The 18,500-nt window shown below is 57.9% G+C and carries 22 protein-coding genes; 19 read left to right on the forward strand and 3 right to left on the reverse strand.

Annotated elements, in window-relative coordinates; genetic code table 11:
* Nucleotides 1-235 (forward strand): aminoglycoside adenylyltransferase domain-containing protein (locus tag AC6CDK_RS14820; protein ID WP_114266377.1); only part of this gene is annotated, 235 nt, incomplete at its 5' end.
* 506 nt (nt 236-741) lie between these two features.
* Here AC6CDK_RS14820 and AC6CDK_RS14825 read toward each other — a convergent pair.
* From AC6CDK_RS14825 to AC6CDK_RS14835, 3 genes are all read right to left on the reverse strand, one after another.
* Nucleotides 742-1,041, reverse strand: coding sequence for an ATP-binding cassette domain-containing protein (locus AC6CDK_RS14825; RefSeq protein WP_192905203.1), 300 nt, complete (start codon nt 1,039-1,041; stop codon nt 742-744).
* Nucleotides 1,042-1,067: 26 nt separating this feature from the next.
* Complete coding sequence (erm(42), locus tag AC6CDK_RS14830; protein ID WP_192905202.1) at nt 1,068-1,973, reverse strand: 23S rRNA (adenine(2058)-N(6))-methyltransferase Erm(42); 906 nt, start codon at nt 1,971-1,973, stop codon at nt 1,068-1,070.
* Between the two features lie 587 nt (nt 1,974-2,560).
* On the reverse strand, nt 2,561-3,859 hold the full coding sequence (locus AC6CDK_RS14835; protein ID WP_192905201.1) for an IS91-like element ISCR28 family transposase: 1,299 nt from the start codon (nt 3,857-3,859) through the stop codon (nt 2,561-2,563).
* A gap of 241 nt (nt 3,860-4,100) precedes the next feature.
* On the opposite strand from AC6CDK_RS14835, the gene AC6CDK_RS14840 reads away from it, so the two are divergent.
* The 18 genes from AC6CDK_RS14840 (at nt 4,101) to AC6CDK_RS14925 (ending at nt 18,434) form a co-directional block, all read left to right on the forward strand.
* On the forward strand, nt 4,101-4,448 hold the full coding sequence (locus AC6CDK_RS14840; protein ID WP_000679427.1) for a quaternary ammonium compound efflux SMR transporter QacE delta 1: 348 nt from the start codon (nt 4,101-4,103) through the stop codon (nt 4,446-4,448).
* Nucleotides 4,442-5,281 (forward strand): sulfonamide-resistant dihydropteroate synthase Sul1, encoded by an 840-nt coding sequence (gene sul1 / locus AC6CDK_RS14845; RefSeq protein WP_000259031.1) that lies wholly within the window; start codon nt 4,442-4,444, stop codon nt 5,279-5,281. The genes AC6CDK_RS14840 and sul1 overlap by 7 nt, the downstream gene beginning before the upstream one ends.
* 127 nt (nt 5,282-5,408) lie before the next feature.
* Complete coding sequence (locus AC6CDK_RS14850) at nt 5,409-5,909, forward strand: GNAT family N-acetyltransferase (RefSeq protein ID WP_000376623.1); 501 nt, start codon at nt 5,409-5,411, stop codon at nt 5,907-5,909.
* A 352-nt stretch (nt 5,910-6,261) separates the two neighbouring features.
* Nucleotides 6,262-7,545: a phage late control D family protein gene (locus AC6CDK_RS14855; protein ID WP_192905200.1), complete on the forward strand. Its 1,284-nt coding sequence runs from the start codon at nt 6,262-6,264 to the stop codon at nt 7,543-7,545.
* Complete coding sequence (locus tag AC6CDK_RS14860) at nt 7,538-7,912, forward strand: YcbK family protein (protein WP_192905199.1); 375 nt, start codon at nt 7,538-7,540, stop codon at nt 7,910-7,912. The genes AC6CDK_RS14855 and AC6CDK_RS14860 overlap by 8 nt, the downstream gene beginning before the upstream one ends.
* Entirely contained in the window at nt 7,909-8,328 is a 420-nt protein-coding gene (locus AC6CDK_RS14865; RefSeq protein ID WP_192905198.1) for a DUF1353 domain-containing protein, read from the forward strand. Before AC6CDK_RS14860 ends, AC6CDK_RS14865 begins: the two co-directional genes overlap by 4 nt.
* Complete coding sequence (locus AC6CDK_RS14870; RefSeq protein ID WP_192905197.1) at nt 8,321-9,370, forward strand: phage baseplate assembly protein V; 1,050 nt, start codon at nt 8,321-8,323, stop codon at nt 9,368-9,370. The genes AC6CDK_RS14865 and AC6CDK_RS14870 overlap by 8 nt, the downstream gene beginning before the upstream one ends.
* Before the next feature lie 12 nt (nt 9,371-9,382).
* Nucleotides 9,383-9,757 (forward strand): hypothetical protein, encoded by a 375-nt coding sequence (locus AC6CDK_RS14875; protein WP_039644677.1) that lies wholly within the window; start codon nt 9,383-9,385, stop codon nt 9,755-9,757.
* Nucleotides 9,754-10,017, forward strand: a complete 264-nt coding sequence (locus AC6CDK_RS14880) for a PAAR domain-containing protein (protein WP_011366988.1) — start codon at nt 9,754-9,756, stop codon at nt 10,015-10,017. The genes AC6CDK_RS14875 and AC6CDK_RS14880 overlap by 4 nt, the downstream gene beginning before the upstream one ends.
* Nucleotides 10,018-10,027: 10 nt before the next feature.
* On the forward strand, nt 10,028-10,336 hold the full coding sequence (locus AC6CDK_RS14885; protein WP_192905196.1) for a hypothetical protein: 309 nt from the start codon (nt 10,028-10,030) through the stop codon (nt 10,334-10,336).
* Nucleotides 10,333-11,343: a YfaP family protein gene (locus tag AC6CDK_RS14890; RefSeq protein ID WP_192905195.1), complete on the forward strand. Its 1,011-nt coding sequence runs from the start codon at nt 10,333-10,335 to the stop codon at nt 11,341-11,343. The genes AC6CDK_RS14885 and AC6CDK_RS14890 overlap by 4 nt, the downstream gene beginning before the upstream one ends.
* 12 nt (nt 11,344-11,355) lie before the next feature.
* On the forward strand, nt 11,356-12,246 hold the full coding sequence (locus AC6CDK_RS14895) for a hypothetical protein (protein WP_192905194.1): 891 nt from the start codon (nt 11,356-11,358) through the stop codon (nt 12,244-12,246).
* Nucleotides 12,246-13,163, forward strand: a complete 918-nt coding sequence (locus AC6CDK_RS14900; protein ID WP_192905193.1) for a GPW/gp25 family protein — start codon at nt 12,246-12,248, stop codon at nt 13,161-13,163. The genes AC6CDK_RS14895 and AC6CDK_RS14900 overlap by 1 nt, the downstream gene beginning before the upstream one ends.
* 99 nt (nt 13,164-13,262) lie before the next feature.
* Complete coding sequence (locus AC6CDK_RS14905) at nt 13,263-14,672, forward strand: baseplate J/gp47 family protein (protein ID WP_192905192.1); 1,410 nt, start codon at nt 13,263-13,265, stop codon at nt 14,670-14,672.
* On the forward strand, nt 14,672-16,246 hold the full coding sequence (locus AC6CDK_RS14910) for a phage tail protein (protein WP_192905191.1): 1,575 nt from the start codon (nt 14,672-14,674) through the stop codon (nt 16,244-16,246). The genes AC6CDK_RS14905 and AC6CDK_RS14910 overlap by 1 nt, the downstream gene beginning before the upstream one ends.
* A gap of 10 nt (nt 16,247-16,256) precedes the next feature.
* The gene (locus tag AC6CDK_RS14915) at nt 16,257-16,850 is read left to right on the forward strand and encodes a hypothetical protein (protein ID WP_192905190.1); all 594 of its coding nucleotides are present in this window, start codon (nt 16,257-16,259) and stop codon (nt 16,848-16,850) included.
* Between the two features lie 10 nt (nt 16,851-16,860).
* The gene (locus AC6CDK_RS14920; protein ID WP_192905189.1) at nt 16,861-17,850 is read left to right on the forward strand and encodes a hypothetical protein; all 990 of its coding nucleotides are present in this window, start codon (nt 16,861-16,863) and stop codon (nt 17,848-17,850) included.
* Between the two features lie 122 nt (nt 17,851-17,972).
* Nucleotides 17,973-18,434: a hypothetical protein gene (locus AC6CDK_RS14925; protein ID WP_192905188.1), complete on the forward strand. Its 462-nt coding sequence runs from the start codon at nt 17,973-17,975 to the stop codon at nt 18,432-18,434.
* Nucleotides 18,435-18,500: the final 66 nt, after the last annotated feature.

Here is an 18,500-nt window from a genome sequence, read left to right on the forward strand (position 1 = left end):
AGTGCTTACGTTGTCCCGCATTTGGTACAGCGCAGTAACCGGCAAAATCGCGCCGAAGGATGTCGCTGCCGACTGGGCAATGGAGCGCCTGCCGGCCCAGTATCAGCCCGTCATACTTGAAGCTAGACAGGCTTATCTTGGACAAGAAGAAGATCGCTTGGCCTCCCGCGCAGATCAGTTGGAAGAATTTGTTCACTACGTGAAAGGCGAGATCACCAAGGTAGTCGGCAAATAATGTCTAACAATTCGTTCAAGCCGACGCCGCTTCGCGGCGCGGCTTAACTCAAGCGTTAGGTGGACTCCGCTTGCGCGGAGCAAAAAAAAGGAAATAAAAAATGACAATTATCAATATAGAATGTATTGTATCTATATAATCACAGGAGGTTTCGTTATGGGGAAATGTAGGTATTGTGGTTCTACAACTAGAGCTGGTGGGTCGTGTTCAAAAAGCCCGTCAAAATATCATGTTGTAGAAGAAGATGGCTGTTGTATCTATTGTGGTTCTAAAACACGTGCGGGAGGATCTTGTTCAAAAAGTCCTCATAAATACCATGAAGTAAATGTAGGTCCTGATACTTGCATTTATTGTGGATCAAAAACGCGCGCTGGCGGTTCATGCTCCAAAAGTCCAACCCGTTCACATGTAACCGGTCATTAAAATTGTCAGAGCTACTATCATTTAGTAGCTCTGCTAAATATTTTTTAATTGGAGAATAAATGAGTAATTATGGAATTTTAGAATTAAAATGATAAGTTATCATAAACAGTTAGCATAGGGTATAACGCATAATTTTGAAACACCATGGCTATATCTCTATTTTTTGGGTCAACATTATTTACCAGCTTATCTTCAATATACACATTTCCGCTTGTCTGGTTTTCAAGTCCAGCAATTATATTAAGAACAGTTGTTTTCCCGCACCCAGATGGGCCAACTAAAACAACAAAAGCCTCATTATTAACTTCCAAATTAAAATTTTTAACAACAAAGTTTTTCCCATCGAAAGTTTTGTTTATGTTTTCTAGCTTTAATTTTAACATTTAGCTTTTCCTTATCTGCCGTTTATCTATTTTCTGTTATTTTGCTTTCTATTTCTATGAATCTTTTCTAAACTAGACTCATGTTCTAACATTCTTTTATACGAATTGTTAACTAAAACTTTTTTATCCTTGCTTACCATGTTCGAATTATAGAGTTTAAACATTTTTAGCCAAAATTCATAACTCCAATTACTTATATTTGAATCATCATTAATTCGGCTTTCTTTTAAAATTATTTTTTGTTGCTTATAACTAAAAATTCGTTTTGTTTGTTCTTTAAATGTAACTCCCTTTTCTAAAAAGACAAAGGCTAAAAAATCTTTCCAAGCATGCCTGTCTTCAAGGTTTATATCTGTAAAGTCTTTATAAGAAAATTGGCCCAAAATAATGTTTGCGTTTGGAGCTGGCTTAAAATCAAATTTGCTAAATCTATGCAATATGTTAGTTTTGAAAAATGGTTTATATAATAAAGATTTATAAGACTCCTTGTAAGATGGTGCACCCGCATACTTTAAAAAAGGTTCATATTGCATAATTAAAAAAGTATCTAAGGGTGGGTTCTCACTATCTAACAATTTATTTAAAATACTTGCCGTTATGTTAAATGGAATGTTTGAAAAAACTTTATAATTATGGTCTGGTAAATTGTATTTTAAAAAATCGGCTTCAATAATAGACACATTTGAACTTTTAAATTCATGGCTCAACTTATCAGCCAATACACTATCGAACTCAATAGCATTAACGGCTTTGCAGATTTTGCTTAATGTCTTGGTTATTATGCCTTTTCCAGGCCCAATCTCAACAACAAAATCCTCCTTAGTTATATTGCTTTTAAAAAGCAAATTTTCGACTAATTTAGTATTATGCAAAAAATTCTGTGAGTCTTTAATGTTGAAATTTTTGTTTTTTATTTTTGTGTTTTTATTCATATCCATATATTACAATTATAGACTGATTTTGTCAATTAAGAATTGTTTTGATTTATGTATAATTCCTACAAGTTCGGAAATTTAAAAATGAAAGAAGCCTGAAATTATCAGGCTTCAAGCTTGTAAGATTTTTAAGATTATATTCTGCTATAACAACAAGTTTAAAAAGCGTTTATTATTCAGCCTGCGCTCTATAAACTACCGCAACTACATTAGATATTAAATGCACAACTTGTAATACCCATATAATAGCATTAAAAATTTGATGTTCTAACGGCAAATTTCTCATTAATAAACTCATTATCAAAAACTGATAGGAACTGTCATTTCCGGATTTTTGCGGGTTTGCGTTGAAAATCGGCTTTTACCCCGAACCACAACTGTTTACCCAGCCCGAACAACTGATCCGACCAGATTTTTCGGCAACGCCGACAACCGATAGTTTATTTCAAGTCTATTTACGCTGTCAAGCTTTGTTTTTAGGGATTTATTCAAGACCATAAGACTATAACTCCCCCCCCAGGTCGCTGTATAAGCACCGATTTCGAGGTGATATCCTGTTCTGTATAAACTTCGTTTTTGGGGTATTATACCGACACCAGTGCCCGCACAGGAGGTGAACGTGCGCAGACAGTTACTGGCGGCTCTCGATTTTGCTGCTTTGCCCAGTTAATAATCTTGGCAAGTTCTTTTGGGTCCTCGATAATCGCCACAACCGACATTGTCCCGTGGCATTTCGGACAGACAAACGGGTCTACCTCGTAGACTTTCTGTAACAACCGTGCCCAGCTTTGTTTGCGTAGTTTAGACCAGGCATCGGAAACTTGGACAGTTTCCGGTTTCTCCTGAGGTATGGCTGGAACAATTTTGGATTCGCGTGGATGACCTTTTTGCCAACTTTCTGGGGCCAGGCTATAAATATTGGGGCGCTCTTGCCACTGCTTGCGGACTTTGCCCGCATATACGCCATAGCGACGAACCAATTGAACCCGCCTTGGTGGTAAATGGGCCACAAGCTGGTCGACGAATTCAAAGCCTTTGAAGGTCTCTGTTTTTCCTTTGTAGAATCCCTTTGGGCTAGCTGTCCAGATTATCGTGTCGGAAGCTGGATCATACTGAATTTTTTCTGCACAGGTAGCGCCGCGAACGACATACTGGCCGAGGGCTTCTCGATCGGCCTTGTTGAATAGTCTGGTTTCGCTCTCGATGCTAAAGCCGGAATGCTTCCAGTCTCTGAGCATGTTCACTCGGGCTTGATCTATTAGTTCCTTTCGCAGAAACAAAGCCATAATCGCTGCTTGCCAGACCTTGAGCATCCCTTCGTCGGCTCCAATTGGTAAATATACAAAGCGGTCGTACTTGGTGAACCCACCTTCCAGAACCAGAACATGCCAGTGCGGGTGGAATCGAGCGAATTCACCAAACGACTGATAGCTGACAACACAGGCACATAGTAGTTCTTGACCGGCTGCCAGGGAGAAAAAATCAGAAAGCAAGGAGAATACCAGCCTGGACACCTCGCCAAACAGTCGCTTATCCGATTTAAAGTATGGTCTGAGAATCTTGGGAATCGTAAAAACAAATTGCCGATGCGGTAGATCAAGGAGCAAATCCTCGGCCAGGTATTCAGCATAGAGTAAGGTCCGTTTTTGGTCACAGGATGGGCAAAGGTGGAAAACCTTGCACGAAAATGGCCTGAAGTACGAATGTCCACAATCATGGCAACGTATTCGAACAACACCCTTGGTCCAATCGGCACATTCAGCAAAATGCTCAAGGCGGTCAAGGATAGTTTGCGATGGACTTGCGTAGGCTTGGTACTGGGTTAGAGAATTGCGGACTATGGTCTGGATTATCCCTTCCCGATGGGGAATGTAAGTTCCCATACCTATACATACGCAGGAAAACGATCATTTGCTTGCAATTGCGAAGAAAATAATGGAAAATGTGGACTGGCGCCACCTAACAACCGGTTCGAGCGGACTCACGGGACAAGCCCGTTCGCAGCACAACCGAATGTTAGATGCACTAAGCACATAATTGCTCACAGCCAAACTATCAGGTCAAGTCTGCTTTTATTATTTTTAAGCGTGCATAATAAGCCCTACACAAATTGGGAGATATATCATGAAAGGCTGGCTTTTTCTTGTTATCGCAATAGTTGGCGAAGTAATCGCAACATCCGCATTAAAATCTAGCGAGGGCTTTACTAAGCTTGCCCCTTCCGCCGTTGTCATAATCGGTTATGGCATCGCATTTTATTTTCTTTCTCTGGTTCTGAAATCCATCCCTGTCGGTGTTGCTTATGCAGTCTGGTCGGGACTCGGCGTCGTCATAATTACAGCCATTGCCTGGTTGCTTCATGGGCAAAAGCTTGATGCGTGGGGCTTTGTAGGTATGGGGCTCATAATTGCTGCCTTTTTGCTCGCCCGATCCCCATCGTGGAAGTCGCTGCGGAGGCCGACGCCATGGTGACGGTGTTCGGCATTCTGAATCTCACCGAGGACTCCTTCTTCGATGAGAGCCGGCGGCTAGACCCCGCCGGCGCTGTCACCGCGGCGATCGAAATGCTGCGAGTCGGATCAGACGTCGTGGATGTCGGACCGGCCGCCAGCCATCCGGACGCGAGGCCTGTATCGCCGGCCGATGAGATCAGACGTATTGCGCCGCTCTTAGACGCCCTGTCCGATCAGATGCACCGTGTTTCAATCGACAGCTTCCAACCGGAAACCCAGCGCTATGCGCTCAAGCGCGGCGTGGGCTACCTGAACGATATCCAAGGATTTCCTGACCCTGCGCTCTATCCCGATATTGCTGAGGCGGACTGCAGGCTGGTGGTTATGCACTCAGCGCAGCGGGATGGCATCGCCACCCGCACCGGTCACCTTCGACCCGAAGACGCGCTCGACGAGATTGTGCGGTTCTTCGAGGCGCGGGTTTCCGCCTTGCGACGGAGCGGGGTCGCTGCCGACCGGCTCATCCTCGATCCGGGGATGGGATTTTTCTTGAGCCCCGCACCGGAAACATCGCTGCACGTGCTGTCGAACCTTCAAAAGCTGAAGTCGGCGTTGGGGCTTCCGCTATTGGTCTCGGTGTCGCGGAAATCCTTCTTGGGCGCCACCGTTGGCCTTCCTGTAAAGGATCTGGGTCCAGCGAGCCTTGCGGCGGAACTTCACGCGATCGGCAATGGCGCTGACTACGTCCGCACCCACGCGCCTGGAGATCTGCGAAGCGCAATCACCTTCTCGGAAACCCTCGCGAAATTTCGCAGTCGCGACGCCAGAGACCGAGGGTTAGATCATGCCTAGCATTCACCTTCCGGCCGCCCGCTAGCGGACCCTGGTCAGGTTCCGCGAAGGTGGGCGCAGACATGCTGGGCTCGTCAGGATCAAACTGCACTATGAGGCGGCGGTTCATACCGCGCCAGGGGAGCGAATGGACAGCGAGGAGCCTCCGAACGTTCGGGTCGCCTGCTCGGGTGATATCGACGAGGTTGTGCGGCTGATGCACGACGCTGCGGCGTGGATGTCCGCCAAGGGAACGCCCGCCTGGGACGTCGCGCGGATCGACCGGACATTCGCGGAGACCTTCGTCCTGAGATCCGAGCTCCTAGTCGCGAGTTGCAGCGACGGCATCGTCGGCTGTTGCACCTTGTCGGCCGAGGATCCCGAGTTCTGGCCCGACGCCCTCAAGGGGGAGGCCGCATATCTGCACAAGCTCGCGGTGCGACGGACACATGCGGGCCGGGGTGTCAGCTCCGCGCTGATCGAGGCTTGCCGCCATGCCGCGCGAACGCAGGGGTGCGCCAAGCTGCGGCTCGACTGCCACCCGAACCTGCGTGGCCTATACGAGCGGCTCGGATTCACCCACGTCGACACTTTCAATCCCGGCTGGGATCCAACCTTCATCGCAGAACGCCTAGAACTCGAAATCTAACGTCCGTTCGGGCATCGAGGTCCATGTCGGGGTGGGACGGGCCCGTGGCTTCAAGATCACTTGCAGTCCGACCGCGATGTCTTGGTTGCGCGAGAGGTCAGGGTACTCCCGCTCAATGATGCTGATGTCAGTTCCGTGTGGTACTACTAGAGTGCATTCCATAAAAACCCCGCTAACCCGCCAGTGGTGCGGCCTGAGCCGCACACCGGCAGGCCCGTTATGCACATAACTCTCAATTGCCACACACCCTCCATACGCCAAAAGATTTTCAAACCTAAAGCTTGATCCCCCCCGACACCTCGCCATGCCTTCCGGTAAGTAAGCAGGGAACTGCGAACCGCCGGAGAAACGCATGGATCTGGATACCTTCAAGCCGACATTTCTGATTCAGATCGAGGGGCAAGACCTCTCGAAGGACATTACCCAGGAGATCACCTCGTTCGTCTTCACCGACAACGAGGAGGAGCTGGATGTCCTCGAATTGTCGGTGACCGACCGCAACCTGCAGTTCGTCGACGATCCGCTGTTCCAGGAAGGCAACGAGATCGTTGCCCGCTTCGGCTACGTGGGGAACCTCTCTCCGCGCAAGAAGGCGGTCATCAAGGACATCGATTACGACTTCCCGGAAAACGGCGATCCGACCATCCGCATCAAGGCCTACGACAAGGGCTTCAAACTCGCGGGCAAGGAGAACCAGAAGGTCTGGCAGAAACCCGCTCCCGGCATCCTCTATTCGGAAATCGCCGAACAGATCGCCGCCGCCAACGGCCTCACCCCGGTGGTCACGGCCACCAAGGGAACCCATCTCCGCGTCACCCAAAGCAACATCTCGGACGCCCAGTTCCTCAAGGAGCTGGCGGAAAAGGCCCGCGACCGCGATGGCGACGGCGTGAGCGGCTATGTCTTCTACATCCAGGACGACGAACTCCATTTCCATCCCCGCGAGCTCGACCAGACGCCGCTTCTGACCCTCGAATATTTCACCGACACCAAGGGCCTGCTGCGCTCGTTCCGCCCCAGCACCCAATCCCAGGGAGCCAAGGGCGCGGGTGTCGAGACCAAGACGGTCGGTATCGACCCGCGCAAGAAGGACGTGGTCGAGCACAAGGCCAACAACGCCAGCACGCCCGAGCGGACGGCCCTGGGCAAACAGACCTATCTGGTCGACGGCAACACCGGCGAAGGCAGCTTTAAGGAACAGGAGACGGGGCAAATCGTGCCCAGCTTCGACCGTTCCGAAGGCTTTCACGAAGAGCCGCGCCAGGAGCCCGCCCAGGACAGCGCCGAAGGCAAATTCCGCGAGGCCGAGCTGCGCCAGGTCGAGGCGGACGCGGCCACCATCGGCATTCCCCAGCTACGCGCCAAGAAGAACGTCGAGATCAAGGGCGTGGGACGGAAGTTTTCCGGCATCTACTACTGCCACTCTGTGCGCCACAGCATCAGCGGCGCAGGCTATCTCTGCGAACTCAAACTCAAGAAGAACGCCCTCGGCAAGGGCGCGGGCAACAAGTCCGCCGAGTCCCAGGGCAAACCCAACGACAAGGAGGCCCCGCCCACGCCGCAAAACGAGCCGCCAGCCATGGTGACCATCGACGCGGACTCCGGCGCGGTCACACAAGGAGGTGGCAATGGGTGATCTCAGCAAGAATTTCAACCGTTCGGAATTCGCCTGCAAAGGCACGAACTGCTGCGGCCATTCGGCTGCAGTCCATCCCGACCTGGTCGACGCCCTGCAGGCGTTGCGCGACCGCATCGGCAAACCGCTGTCCATCACCAGCGGCTTCCGTTGCAACCGGCACAACAAGGCGGTGGGCGGCGCGGAGCAGAGTTTCCACACGCTGGGCATGGCTGCCGACGTGAGCTGTCCCGCAGGCGTTTCGCCCGAGGAACTGGCGGTCATCGCCGAGGAGATTCCATTCTTCCGCGAGGGCGGCATCGGCGTCTACGCATCCTGGGTCCATCTCGACGTGCGCCAGTCGGGCAAGGCGAGGTGGCGGTCATGAGCGCCGAAACCAAGCCCCTGTTTTCCGGCACCGCGCTGGGACTGTCCGGGCCTCTTCGGGTGGAGATCCTGCCCAATGGAATGACCGCGAGGCTGACCCAGCCGTTCCGTGTCCGCACCGGCACTGGCCGCATCATCGAAGTGCCCGCCGGGTTCGAGACCGACTTCGCCTCGGTGCCGCGCCTGTTCTGGCGCGTGGTGCCGCCCTGGGGGAGATATTCCCCGGCGGCCGTTGTTCACGACTATCTCTACCACACCGGCAAGGTCTCGCGGCTTGCGGCCGACCGCCTCTTTCTCGAACTGATGGCGGCCCTGGGCGTGCCCCTGTGGAAACGCCAGCTCATGCATTGGGCGGTTCGCCTGGGCGGCTGGCTGGCCTGGAACGCCAGTCGAAAGCGGGAGGCGGAGCATGCTTGAAACCCGCGACCGTCAATCTGAGGAGCGCTACCGCAACCGCTGGTACGGCAAGTACCGGGCCTTCGTGCGCGACAACAACGACCCAGAACGCCTCGGCCGGGTCCGCCTGGAAATCCCCGCCGTGCTCGGCGGCGGGCGGGAGAACTGGTCCGAATGGGCCGCGCCCTGTTTTCCCTACGGCGGCAACGACGACACCGGCATGTTCCTGGTCCCCGAGGAAGGAGCCTCGGTCTGGGCCGAGTTCGAAGGCGGCGTCGTCCAGTATCCGATCTGGACCGGGGTCTGGCTGGCCAAGAGCAATCCCGGTGAGCAGCCCGAGGAATCGAAGCGCACCTGCGCGAATGCCTTCTGCCATGACTGCGAGGATAAGGTCGAGCATCAGGCCAACAGGCATGACGATCTCGAACACAAGAAGTACCACGGCCATCCGCCGTATTACTGCCAGCGACTGAAGGTCCTGCTCAAGACCGAAACCGGCCACACCATTCTGGCCGATGACCGCGACGGCGACGAACTGCTGCGGATCATCGACCGCGCCGGACAGATCCTCACCATGGAAGGGAAGGTGAAGCCGGAGATGCAGAGCGGCAACGCCCTGCGGCGCGGCACGAAGGACGCCGAGAAAGGCGACCAGCTCGACATCGCCTCGCAGATCGTCGGCTCCCGCGCCCGCATCCAGCTCACCGACCTCTGCCGCCAGCAGGTGATTCTCGAAGCCTGGCAGGACAAGGAGAAGGTCCACATCCTCTCCTGCGACAAGGGCCGCTCCCGCTGGCAGAAGATCCTCATCGATACCACCAAGGGCCGGGAGAAGGTTCACATCTGGGGGCTCAACGGCACTCAGGAAATCCTCGTCGATTCCACCGCCGCCGCCGAACAGATCCGGCTCACCGACAAGGCCGGTCAGGTGGTGCGCATGAACGCCGCGCCCGGCCAGGAGAGCATCAGCGCCACCGACAAGTCCGGCAGCCTCGTGTTCATGGATGGGGTGGCCGGAAACATCATCATTCGCTCGACGAACACCGTCTTGATCAACACATGAAGGAATCATTGCATGGGAGAAAGAACAACAACGCCCTCCGGACTCTCGGCCAGCGAGGAATTGCTGGCCCGGACCTTCGAGCATTGGCGGGAGGAATTCCGCAGCATCCTCGAAAGTCACCGCCGGGAAATCCAGGACCGCCTCGAGAAGATCGAGCGTGAAATCGAGAAGAAATCGGACAAGGAAAACGTCGAGGTGCTGGTCCGCTCGATCTATTCCGATCTGCACCGGCACGCCGAGGAGATCGACCGGCTGCATGCCCGGGTCGGCTCCAAAATGGGGACCGAGACCATGTGGAAGATCGTCGGCCTCGTGCTGACCATCGGCAGCACCATCGGCGGACTCGTCGGCTTTCTGATCCATCTGCTGCTGAAGGTGAACCCATGAGCTCCCAGGCGCGACTCGGCGACATCAGCAGTCACGGCGGCGTCATCATCACCGGGGCGAGCCGGACGCTGGACAACGGCATGCCGGTGGCCCGCATGGGGGATCTGCACGTCTGTCCCATCCCGGGGCATGGCGTGACGCCCATCGTGACCGGCAGCTTCGACACCATCACCGAAGGATTGCCCAACGCCCGCATCGGCGACATCACCGCCTGCGGAGCCATCATCGTCACCGGCAGTCCCGACACCATCGACAACTGAGGGGGACGCCATGAACAATCTCGAACAACCGCAGGAACCGCACTACTGGGATGTCTTCCCGAAGCTGATCCGGGTCTCGCGATCCCCATTCGTCCAGCGCATTCCGCTTTCGATCCGTGGTCTACCCGAAGCGCCGGTGTTCGAATCATCCAATCCCGACGTAGCCATTGTCGATGAGGACGGCAATGTCGAGTGCGGCTTCGTTCCCGGGGCGGCCATGATCCTGGTCTGGGATTCGCCCGAGCGGCTCAGCCTGCGGCACGTTCAGGTCGAGGTCTATGGCGGCGGCGTCTCCGTGCCGGTGGAGGTCCCTTCATGACGGATACCCCGCCAGCCTTCAGCCACTGGGAGGTTCAGCCTCGCTCCATCCGCCTCTCCGCTGGCGAATTCGAGCAACGGGTTCCGCTCTCCCTGCGCGGCGACGTTGAAGCCCCGGTCTTTGCCTCAAGCAACCCGGAGGTCGCGGAGATCGGGCCGGACGGTGTCATACGCTGTGGCTGGACCATCGGCAACGCCGTGCTCATGGTCTGGCGATCCTCGACCCGGGACAGCCTCCGCCATGTACTGGTGGAGGTCCGCGATCCGTCCTGGTTCGCCGACCACCCGGACTTTGCCAGCGGAGCATCGGTCTTCCTCAGCGGCACGGTAGTCAACGCCCTCAACACCAGCGGCGTCGGCAACGCGCTGATCGAATTCCGCCGCTCGGAAACCGGCCCGGCGGCGTTCCAGACCTTCGCCAACGCCTATGGCGGGTTTGAGCTGTCCGTACACGAGGGATTCTATTACGTGGAGGTCACCGCGCCGGGATACATCGCCTGGCATGGCTGGGTGAACGCCGACCCCAACACCTCCGGTGACATTCAGATCGTTCTTTCTCCCGAACTCGACGGCCAGGTCGCCCGCATCGTGTTGCAGTGGGGCCTCAACCCCAGGGATCTCGATTCCCATCTCACCGGACCGACGCCATCGGGCGGTCGTTTCCATGTGTTCTATTCCCACACCATCGAAAACGAGGCGGCGGAATTGGACGTGGACGACACCAGTTCCTACGGGCCGGAGACCATCACCATCCATCGGCTCATCCCCGGCGTCTACCGCTACGCGGTCCACGACTACACCAACCGCAACGCCAATCCGAGCACCGGCCTGGCGCAGTCGGGAGCATCGGTGAAGGTGTTCCTGAGCGATGGCCGTGAGCAGACCTTCAACGTTCCCAACGCCCCCGGCACGGTCTGGACCGTGTTCGAAATCGACGGCGCGACCGGAACAGTGACGGCGGTCAACGCCATGAGCTATCAATCCCAACCCGCCAATGTCGGCATGTAATGGAGGTTGTCGATGATTTCCGAAGAACCCGCCGACTTGCAGGCCACCATCGAACAGACCGATTCCGGCGAACAGCAGTATGTGCTGCGGGTGCTCTGCGATCACCTTTCCGGCATCCGTGAGGAGCTTTCCGGCATCCGCACGCTTTTGGAGGCCGGTCACGCCGCCTCGGAGGCGATGCGCGGCCAGGCCCAGGCCTATCTTGAGGCCCAGCAGGCCAGGACCCAGGAGTACCTGGAGCAGGTACAGATCGAGCCGGAGCCCGATTTCTATCCCTTCGTCGAACTGCCTGCGGGCACCGAACCCCGGGATCTGCCGGATGGCAACCGGCTCTTCACCTTGCCCGACGGCATGATCCTGCGGACTACGAACGACCAGCGAATCTGCGTTATCGACGCTGGGGAACAGCAGGTCATCACCCCCGGACCCGGCACGGCCATCGAGGTCGCCCCGGGACGCCTTTACCCCCTGGTCGAGTCCTATCTGCGTTCGACCCAGGAGGCAGCCGGTATCAGCGGACTACCTGCCGGGATCGAGCCGACTGCCATGGGCGCGGAACGCTTCGCGGTGGTTCTGCCCGAGGGCATCCGCCTCGACGTCGATCACCAGGAACGGTTCATCACTCTGATCAACCTGTCCGGTCCTATCGACATCATCGGCATCGGCCGCATCGAGGGCATCGGCGAAACCATCGCTGTCCGTCTGCTCTCCGGCGGAGCCAAGGGATTCCAGTGCGGCCAGTCCGGCCACGGTGGGCTGATTGAGGCGGACGGAACCATCCACCTGGGTCTGAAAAGCGGTCTGGATCTGGTAGTCCGGTTCCAGGGAGAAGCCATCGACGACGGCGCACCGGAAAATGGCTGCTCAGGACAATGCGGCATCGACTGCGAGGAGCGTACCTGATGAGCTACGACTTTCTCGGCAAGGGGCTGCGCTACCCGTTCCGGTTTCAGTCGGTATCCGGCGGCACCCAGATATCGACCGCCACCTCCCGTGAGCACGAACACATCCGCGAAAGCATCCTGCAGATCCTCGGCACCCGGATCGGCGAACGGTTCATGAATCCGGAGTTCGGCTCCAGGCTGAAGGATCTGGTGTTCGAACAGAACGACGAGGTGCTCAAAGGCATGCTGCGCCATTACGTGATCGACGCCATCAAGCGCTGGGAAAAGCGGGTGATCATCACAGAGGTATACTTCGACGACCGGCCGCTGAATATCGACGGAAACCTGCTGCTGGTGCATATCGCCTATCGGGTGATCCAGAGCCAGGTTGACGGCAACCTGGTCTATCCCTTCTACAGAGAAGACCCGAACAATCCCGCGCCCAGCTATCCCCAGCCGGAACCCGAGCCTGAACCGCCGCCGGTGCGCAGCGTGCGCCTGTCGCCGGACGTGCGCTCGCTGTTCAATCTGCTCTGGTTCGACACGGCCGAGATGAGCCCCGATCCGGATGATTCCTTCATCTGGCCAGCGGGAGAATACGAAGTCGCCTACATCGAGGGAGCCTTTCAGGACCGAAACGGCAAGTGGATCGTCAGCGATCCGGGTGACAACCACGGCCATTACCTGACGTTCGAGGGAGCGCCCGAAACGGAAACGCCCCAGGCCGAGCACGCCCTCTATCTGGCCGCGAGCGGTCTGGGTTTCGACACCCAGAGCCAGGCGGAAGACAACGCCGCTGGCACCGTTCACCGGATCACCACGTTGGAGCCGGGCCGCATCGGTCTGTTCTATTTCGAGGGCAAGAAGGAATCCCACTACCTCAACAACACATCCGGGCAGCCCAATCCCGTCTGGCAACTGCGCGGCCCGCTCTGAGGCATCCCGCCTCCGACACATCCAGGCCCCTTCCGGTAAGTAACCGGCGTGGCGAGAGCATCAGGCGCTCTCGCATAACCGCCGAAAACCGGAGAGACCATGGGCCGCGCAAGCATCGGATACATCAACAAGGATTACGAATCGATCCGCCAGGAGCTGCTGGCGAAGATCCCGCAGCTCACCGACCGCTGGACCGATTTCAACCACTCCGATCTCGGCGTCGTCCTGCTCGATCTGTTCTGCGGCGTGGGCGACATGCTGGCCTACTACCTGGACGCCCAAGCGGCGGAGGCCTTTCTGCCCACGGCCCGCCAGCGCCAGAACGTCATCAACCTCTGCAAGCTCATCGGCTACCGGCTGGATTCGCCGGTGGCCTCCACCACCACGCTGCGTTTCCGGCTCTCCGCCCCGCTCGGCAAGGATCTGACCATTCCGGCGGGAACGGCCTGCCGCGCCTTGCTGAGTGACGGCGAGGCGGATTTCGAGACGGTCGAGGACGGCCTGCTCCCGCGAGGCCTACTCTCGGTGGACATCCCGGCCCGGCAAGGCGTGCGCCGCACCGAGACCTTCACTTCGACGGGGCTGCCATTCCAGCGCATCCGCCTGACCGGCGACGTCATCGCCCAGGGGACCATCACCGTTACGGTGGGGGACGACGCCTGGAGCGAGGTCGATCATTTTCAGGACAGCCTGGCCGACAGCCGCCATTTCATGGCCGACCTCGACGCCCTCGACATCTCCACCCTGATTTTCGGCGACGGGCAAAGCGGCGATGTACCGGTTCAGGGAAGCGCCATCGCCGTCAGCTATCTGCAGACCATCGGAGACCAGGGCAATCTCGGTCCGAACCGGATCACCCAACTACTGAGCCCGGTCTACCTCGATGGAGGCCAGGTTCCCCTGACCGTCACCAACCCGGTGCCCGCCACCGGCGGCGCTTCGCGGGAAGCCCTCGAACATGCCCGCCGACAGGCACCGGCGGAGCTGCGCAGTCTCTGGAAAGCCGTCACCCTGGAGGATTACCAGGCGCTCGCCGAAGGTTACCCCGGCGTCGCCAAGGCCAAGGTGCTCGACACCAATGCCTGCCAGAACATCCGCTATTACAACGTCCAACTGGCCATCGCCCCCAATGGCGGCGGCATGCCCTCGTCGCTGCTCAAGCGGGAACTCGCGGAGTTTCTTGAACGCCGCAAGGTCATCACGGTCGAGATCAACCTGTTCGACCCAATCTACCGGCCCGTTTCCATCGACGCCGAGGTCTACATCTGGCCCGGTGAACCGCTGGAAAACGTGCGCAGCCGCATCGAAGCCGCGCTCACCGATTTCTTTTCCTTCGACGAGGTCTCCTTCGGTCAGACCATTCACTTCTCCGACCTGGTGGCCTTGATCGATGGTGTGCGTGGCGTCAGCCACATGCATCTCTACGCGCCCCAGCAGGACATCGAGCTGCGCCACGGCGAAATCCCGGTTCTCGGCACCATCAACCTCGATCTGCGGAGGGCCGGTTGATGTCGGATTGGTTCAAAGACAATCTGCTCGGCCTGCTGCCGCCGCTTTACGAGCACAACGACGAGGCCGGTGACCTGCGTACCTTTCTGAGCCTTCCCGCCGGAACGCTCGACGAACTTAAGCAGGCCATCGACGACTTCCCGACCATCTTCGACGTCGATCATTGCGACGAGCGCTTCCTGCCGCTGCTGGCGAGACTGGTCGGCCTCGAAGTGGACGGCACCTGTTCGCCGGACTGTCAGCGCCGCCGCGTGCGGGAGGCGGTCGAAATCTATCGCCGCAAGGGCACCATCCCGGCCATCGAACGCGACTTTGACGCGCTCGCTTGGCAGGGAGAACTGCAGGAGACCTTCCGCTCGGCGCTGCGTCTCAATGCCCGCTCCAGACTCAGCAAAGCCAAGCTGCCCGGGCTGGTGTTCAGCCTCGGCGTGTTTCGCGTGCTGTGTCTCAATCAGACCGAGGGGCTGCGCGACGCCCTGGTGTTTCACCACCCGGCGGGCACGCGCTGTTTTTGGCTCCAGTTCCTCCTGGAATGGATCGAAGGCGGCGCGATGCTTGACTTCGGGCATGCCAACGCCGTGCGCCGGATCGTGCTGGCGTTTCTCGACGAAACCTTCGTCCTCGGACGTTCCTCGCTCGGTTCCTGTCGTCACCTGACCAACAAGCAGAGGGCCTGGGAGCTGCTGCAGCTCACCAGCACCACGGAGATGATCCCGGAAATTGACCGGGCCGCCGTGAAGGTCTCCCGTTTTCACGGCCGCCAGAACCGGATGCGCCTGAACCACAAGGCCCTCAACGACTGGCGGCTGCCGTACACCCGCGTCGGCGAGCATCGGGTTTCCTTCTGCACGCCCATCTACACCGGCCGCGATTTCGAAGGCGATTTGCTGGAAAGCGGCTTCGGGCTGGGCGAGAGCCATCTCAACCGCAAATCGCTGACCCATGGCGAGACCGAGCTACGCTACTGCTTCCGGCAGAAGGATTTCTTCTTCGACACGCAGGCGGAACCGGTCGAACGGGCAGAAGCCAAGTACGACCTGAGCCTACCCCTGGAATCCCGGCACCGCCTCTGTTTCCAGCTTGGCCGCGCCAGGCTCAACGAAGGTCTCGATCTCACCGCCAACCAGGGCGGCATCAGCAATCTGTTGCTCGCCTCCACCGCTGGCTGCGACGCGGACGTCACCCTGGCCGTCGACCGGATCGACCGATGGCGGCGGAGAGGGCCTGTGTTCCGGCTCAACGCGAACACCCTAAACACCCGGTATCTGAGCAATGCGAATCTGACCGGCGAACGGGCTTCGCTTGAAGTCTACGTGGACACGGGCTCTCTCCAGCGACATCGGGTCGAGACCATGAAGCTGGGCGCGAACCCGCTCAACACCACCGGCCTGCGCCTCTCCGTGGATCGGACCCGACCCCTGCGCGTCAGCCGCATGCGCCTCAACCAGGCTGGATTCCGCTGGTCGCGGCCTTCCTATCGCTGGCTGTTCCGTCAGCAGGATCTGCACGCGCCGACGCAGGCCGGGTTCGATGCCGCCACCAACAACTATCGCGCCACCCAGTGGCCCACCTGAAGGAGAACCCATGGCGATACATCTCTATCTTGACGCAGCGCTGACCCAGCAGATTTCCGAGGGGGATTTCAGCCGCCCCGAGGCCGAGAGCTACAACGGCACCGACGGCGACATCAAGGATCGGCAACTCTACGTCGCCAACGAGCAGACGGGCCTCGTTTCGGCCATCGACGCGGCGCAGACATCCATCGCCCTGGCCGAACCGCGCTTTGCCGACGGCGAACTCATCATCATCGACGGCGAGCAGATGCTCGTCGAAAGCGGCGGCGGCACCGCCAATCTCACCGTGCAGCGGGGCGTGGCCAACACTGTTCCGGCCGCGCACGACGTCGGGACGACCATCTATTCCGGCTACGACTACACCGGTCTGGTGCTCGATCCCATCGACGAAACCGGCACTGACGAAGCGGTCTGGTACCGCCTGGCCCTGACCCAGGCCGGACTCGACACCGCCACCCAGGGCGCACCGCTCAACCTCGGTGACAAGGCCTTCCCGCAGACGCTGTCTTTCTGGCGGCGCTGCACCGTGCTCCCGGGCACGCCGGTACAAAACAAACTCGACATCAAACTGCGCCTGACCGGCACGGAAAACCCGATTCTCTAAGGAGGCCGCCATGGCATACCACAGCATTCAAGGACTCGCCCACGGTCGGCTCGACCTGCTCAATCAACTGCGGACCTTTCTGGTGACCACCACCGGATGGACCCTGCACGACGATCAGTCGGCCGACCCGCAGCCGTATTTCGTCTTCAAATCGCACGGGGAATCCGGAGCTGAGGACGTCTATCTGCAGTTCCGTATCAGCACCACCTCCGGGCGGATTCACGTCGCCGCATTCCAGTATTGGAACGCGACCGCCCACACCGGCATCAACGAGGCTTCGCACACCAGTTACACCTATCTGCGGGTGGAGGACAGCGCCGACTTCATCTTCTGGCTGTTCGCCGATCTGGACCACGTCTTCGTGGTGACCAAGCTCGTCTCCACCTACTACGGCCATTACAGCGGCCTGCTGAAACGCTTCTGGTCCGGGGCCGTCGCGCTCACGCAGGCGGCGGCCACCGCCGGAAGCGGCATGGTGCTTCAGGTCAACGACGCCACCGTGGTCACGCCCGGACAGGACTATGTGATCAAGGACGACGCGGGCATCGAACGCGTGCGGGTGAGCGCCATCGACACCGCCGTCACGCCGAACACCATTACCGTCGAGACCCTCGTTCGGGATTACGCCTCGGGGGCAAAGATCGGTGAGGACCCGCAGCCGGTCATAAACAGTTACTACAACGCGCCGGGCACCTTCTACGCCGTGAACAAGTTCGACGGCTGGACTTCCGCCTCCGGCCAGCAGGGCCGCTGCGGCGCGGCCAACGGCGGTCTCCAGGGCGAAACCGATCCGGAGATGCGCTACGGCACCACCATCCTTTTTCCCTGGCTCGCCTCGATGTCCGGTTCCGCTGCCTACCAGGAACTGCGCGGCGAACTCATCGAGATCTTCTCCGTGGGCGGCGGCAACGTCGCCTCGGAAGACACCATTCAAATCGGAACGGACAGCTACCGCGTGTTCAACCTGACCACCGGCGGCTGGTGCGCGGTGAAGGAATAACCCCATGGCAACGCATAGCGGAAAGCTCAAACCCATCAGCACGATCACCGGCCAGCGTCGTCCGGAAACGCTTATGTCCATGAACCGTGGCCAGGCACTCAAGCTCAGCGGGAGGATTCGCCGTGGCCGTGCATAAGGGACAACTGGCATCCATCACCACCCGCAGAGGCACACGGCGGCCGGAACTGCTCGCCATTGGAGCGGCGCAACCCGGAGCGCTTTTCGAGCTGTTTTCCGGGGCACCGGCCAGGCGCACGGTGATGGTCCGGGCCGACAGCGCCGTTCGGGTCGCCCATCGGCTAGAACGTCGATCCGACCTCGCGCTTCGCGTGAACAACCGCCTGAACCGGAGCGCCGACCTTTGGCTCGTCGTCCATGGCCGTCTGGGCGTCGATGCCGACGCGGCTGTGCGGGTGACGCGCCCCTGGCTGCGGAGCATCGACACCAGCGTCCGGACGTCCGGCGCACACATCAGCCTATCCGACACCGTTCAGCGCATCGCGATTCCGGCCGGGCTGCTGGTCGACACGCGCCAGATCCTGTTCGCGGTGCTCATCGATCAAGACCACGAAATTCAGACCTAAAGGAGAACAGCAATGGCACTGGGACTCATCGTTAAAACCGGCCGGATACTGACGGCCAAACTCCTC

It is taken from the genome of Geobacter sp. PheSNFMC, assembly GCF_059620965.1.

What these genes read in the sequence shown, in the direction of transcription:
- AC6CDK_RS14825 (WP_192905203.1), bottom strand. Translation starts at nt 1,041, where the DNA reads ATGTTAAAATTAAAGCTAGAAAACATAAACAAAACTTTCGATGGGAAA.
- AC6CDK_RS14835 (WP_192905201.1), bottom strand. Translation starts at nt 3,859, where the DNA reads ATGGGAACTTACATTCCCCATCGGGAAGGGATAATCCAGACCATAGTC.
- AC6CDK_RS14840 (WP_000679427.1), top strand. Translation starts at nt 4,101, where the DNA reads ATGAAAGGCTGGCTTTTTCTTGTTATCGCAATAGTTGGCGAAGTAATC.
- sul1 (WP_000259031.1), top strand. Translation starts at nt 4,442, where the DNA reads ATGGTGACGGTGTTCGGCATTCTGAATCTCACCGAGGACTCCTTCTTC.
- AC6CDK_RS14850 (WP_000376623.1), top strand. Translation starts at nt 5,409, where the DNA reads ATGGACAGCGAGGAGCCTCCGAACGTTCGGGTCGCCTGCTCGGGTGAT.
- AC6CDK_RS14855 (WP_192905200.1), top strand. Translation starts at nt 6,262, where the DNA reads ATGGATCTGGATACCTTCAAGCCGACATTTCTGATTCAGATCGAGGGG.
- AC6CDK_RS14860 (WP_192905199.1), top strand. Translation starts at nt 7,538, where the DNA reads ATGGGTGATCTCAGCAAGAATTTCAACCGTTCGGAATTCGCCTGCAAA.
- AC6CDK_RS14865 (WP_192905198.1), top strand. Translation starts at nt 7,909, where the DNA reads ATGAGCGCCGAAACCAAGCCCCTGTTTTCCGGCACCGCGCTGGGACTG.
- AC6CDK_RS14870 (WP_192905197.1), top strand. Translation starts at nt 8,321, where the DNA reads ATGCTTGAAACCCGCGACCGTCAATCTGAGGAGCGCTACCGCAACCGC.
- AC6CDK_RS14875 (WP_039644677.1), top strand. Translation starts at nt 9,383, where the DNA reads ATGGGAGAAAGAACAACAACGCCCTCCGGACTCTCGGCCAGCGAGGAA.
- AC6CDK_RS14880 (WP_011366988.1), top strand. Translation starts at nt 9,754, where the DNA reads ATGAGCTCCCAGGCGCGACTCGGCGACATCAGCAGTCACGGCGGCGTC.
- AC6CDK_RS14885 (WP_192905196.1), top strand. Translation starts at nt 10,028, where the DNA reads ATGAACAATCTCGAACAACCGCAGGAACCGCACTACTGGGATGTCTTC.
- AC6CDK_RS14890 (WP_192905195.1), top strand. Translation starts at nt 10,333, where the DNA reads ATGACGGATACCCCGCCAGCCTTCAGCCACTGGGAGGTTCAGCCTCGC.
- AC6CDK_RS14895 (WP_192905194.1), top strand. Translation starts at nt 11,356, where the DNA reads ATGATTTCCGAAGAACCCGCCGACTTGCAGGCCACCATCGAACAGACC.
- AC6CDK_RS14900 (WP_192905193.1), top strand. Translation starts at nt 12,246, where the DNA reads ATGAGCTACGACTTTCTCGGCAAGGGGCTGCGCTACCCGTTCCGGTTT.
- AC6CDK_RS14905 (WP_192905192.1), top strand. Translation starts at nt 13,263, where the DNA reads ATGGGCCGCGCAAGCATCGGATACATCAACAAGGATTACGAATCGATC.
- AC6CDK_RS14910 (WP_192905191.1), top strand. Translation starts at nt 14,672, where the DNA reads ATGTCGGATTGGTTCAAAGACAATCTGCTCGGCCTGCTGCCGCCGCTT.
- AC6CDK_RS14915 (WP_192905190.1), top strand. Translation starts at nt 16,257, where the DNA reads ATGGCGATACATCTCTATCTTGACGCAGCGCTGACCCAGCAGATTTCC.
- AC6CDK_RS14920 (WP_192905189.1), top strand. Translation starts at nt 16,861, where the DNA reads ATGGCATACCACAGCATTCAAGGACTCGCCCACGGTCGGCTCGACCTG.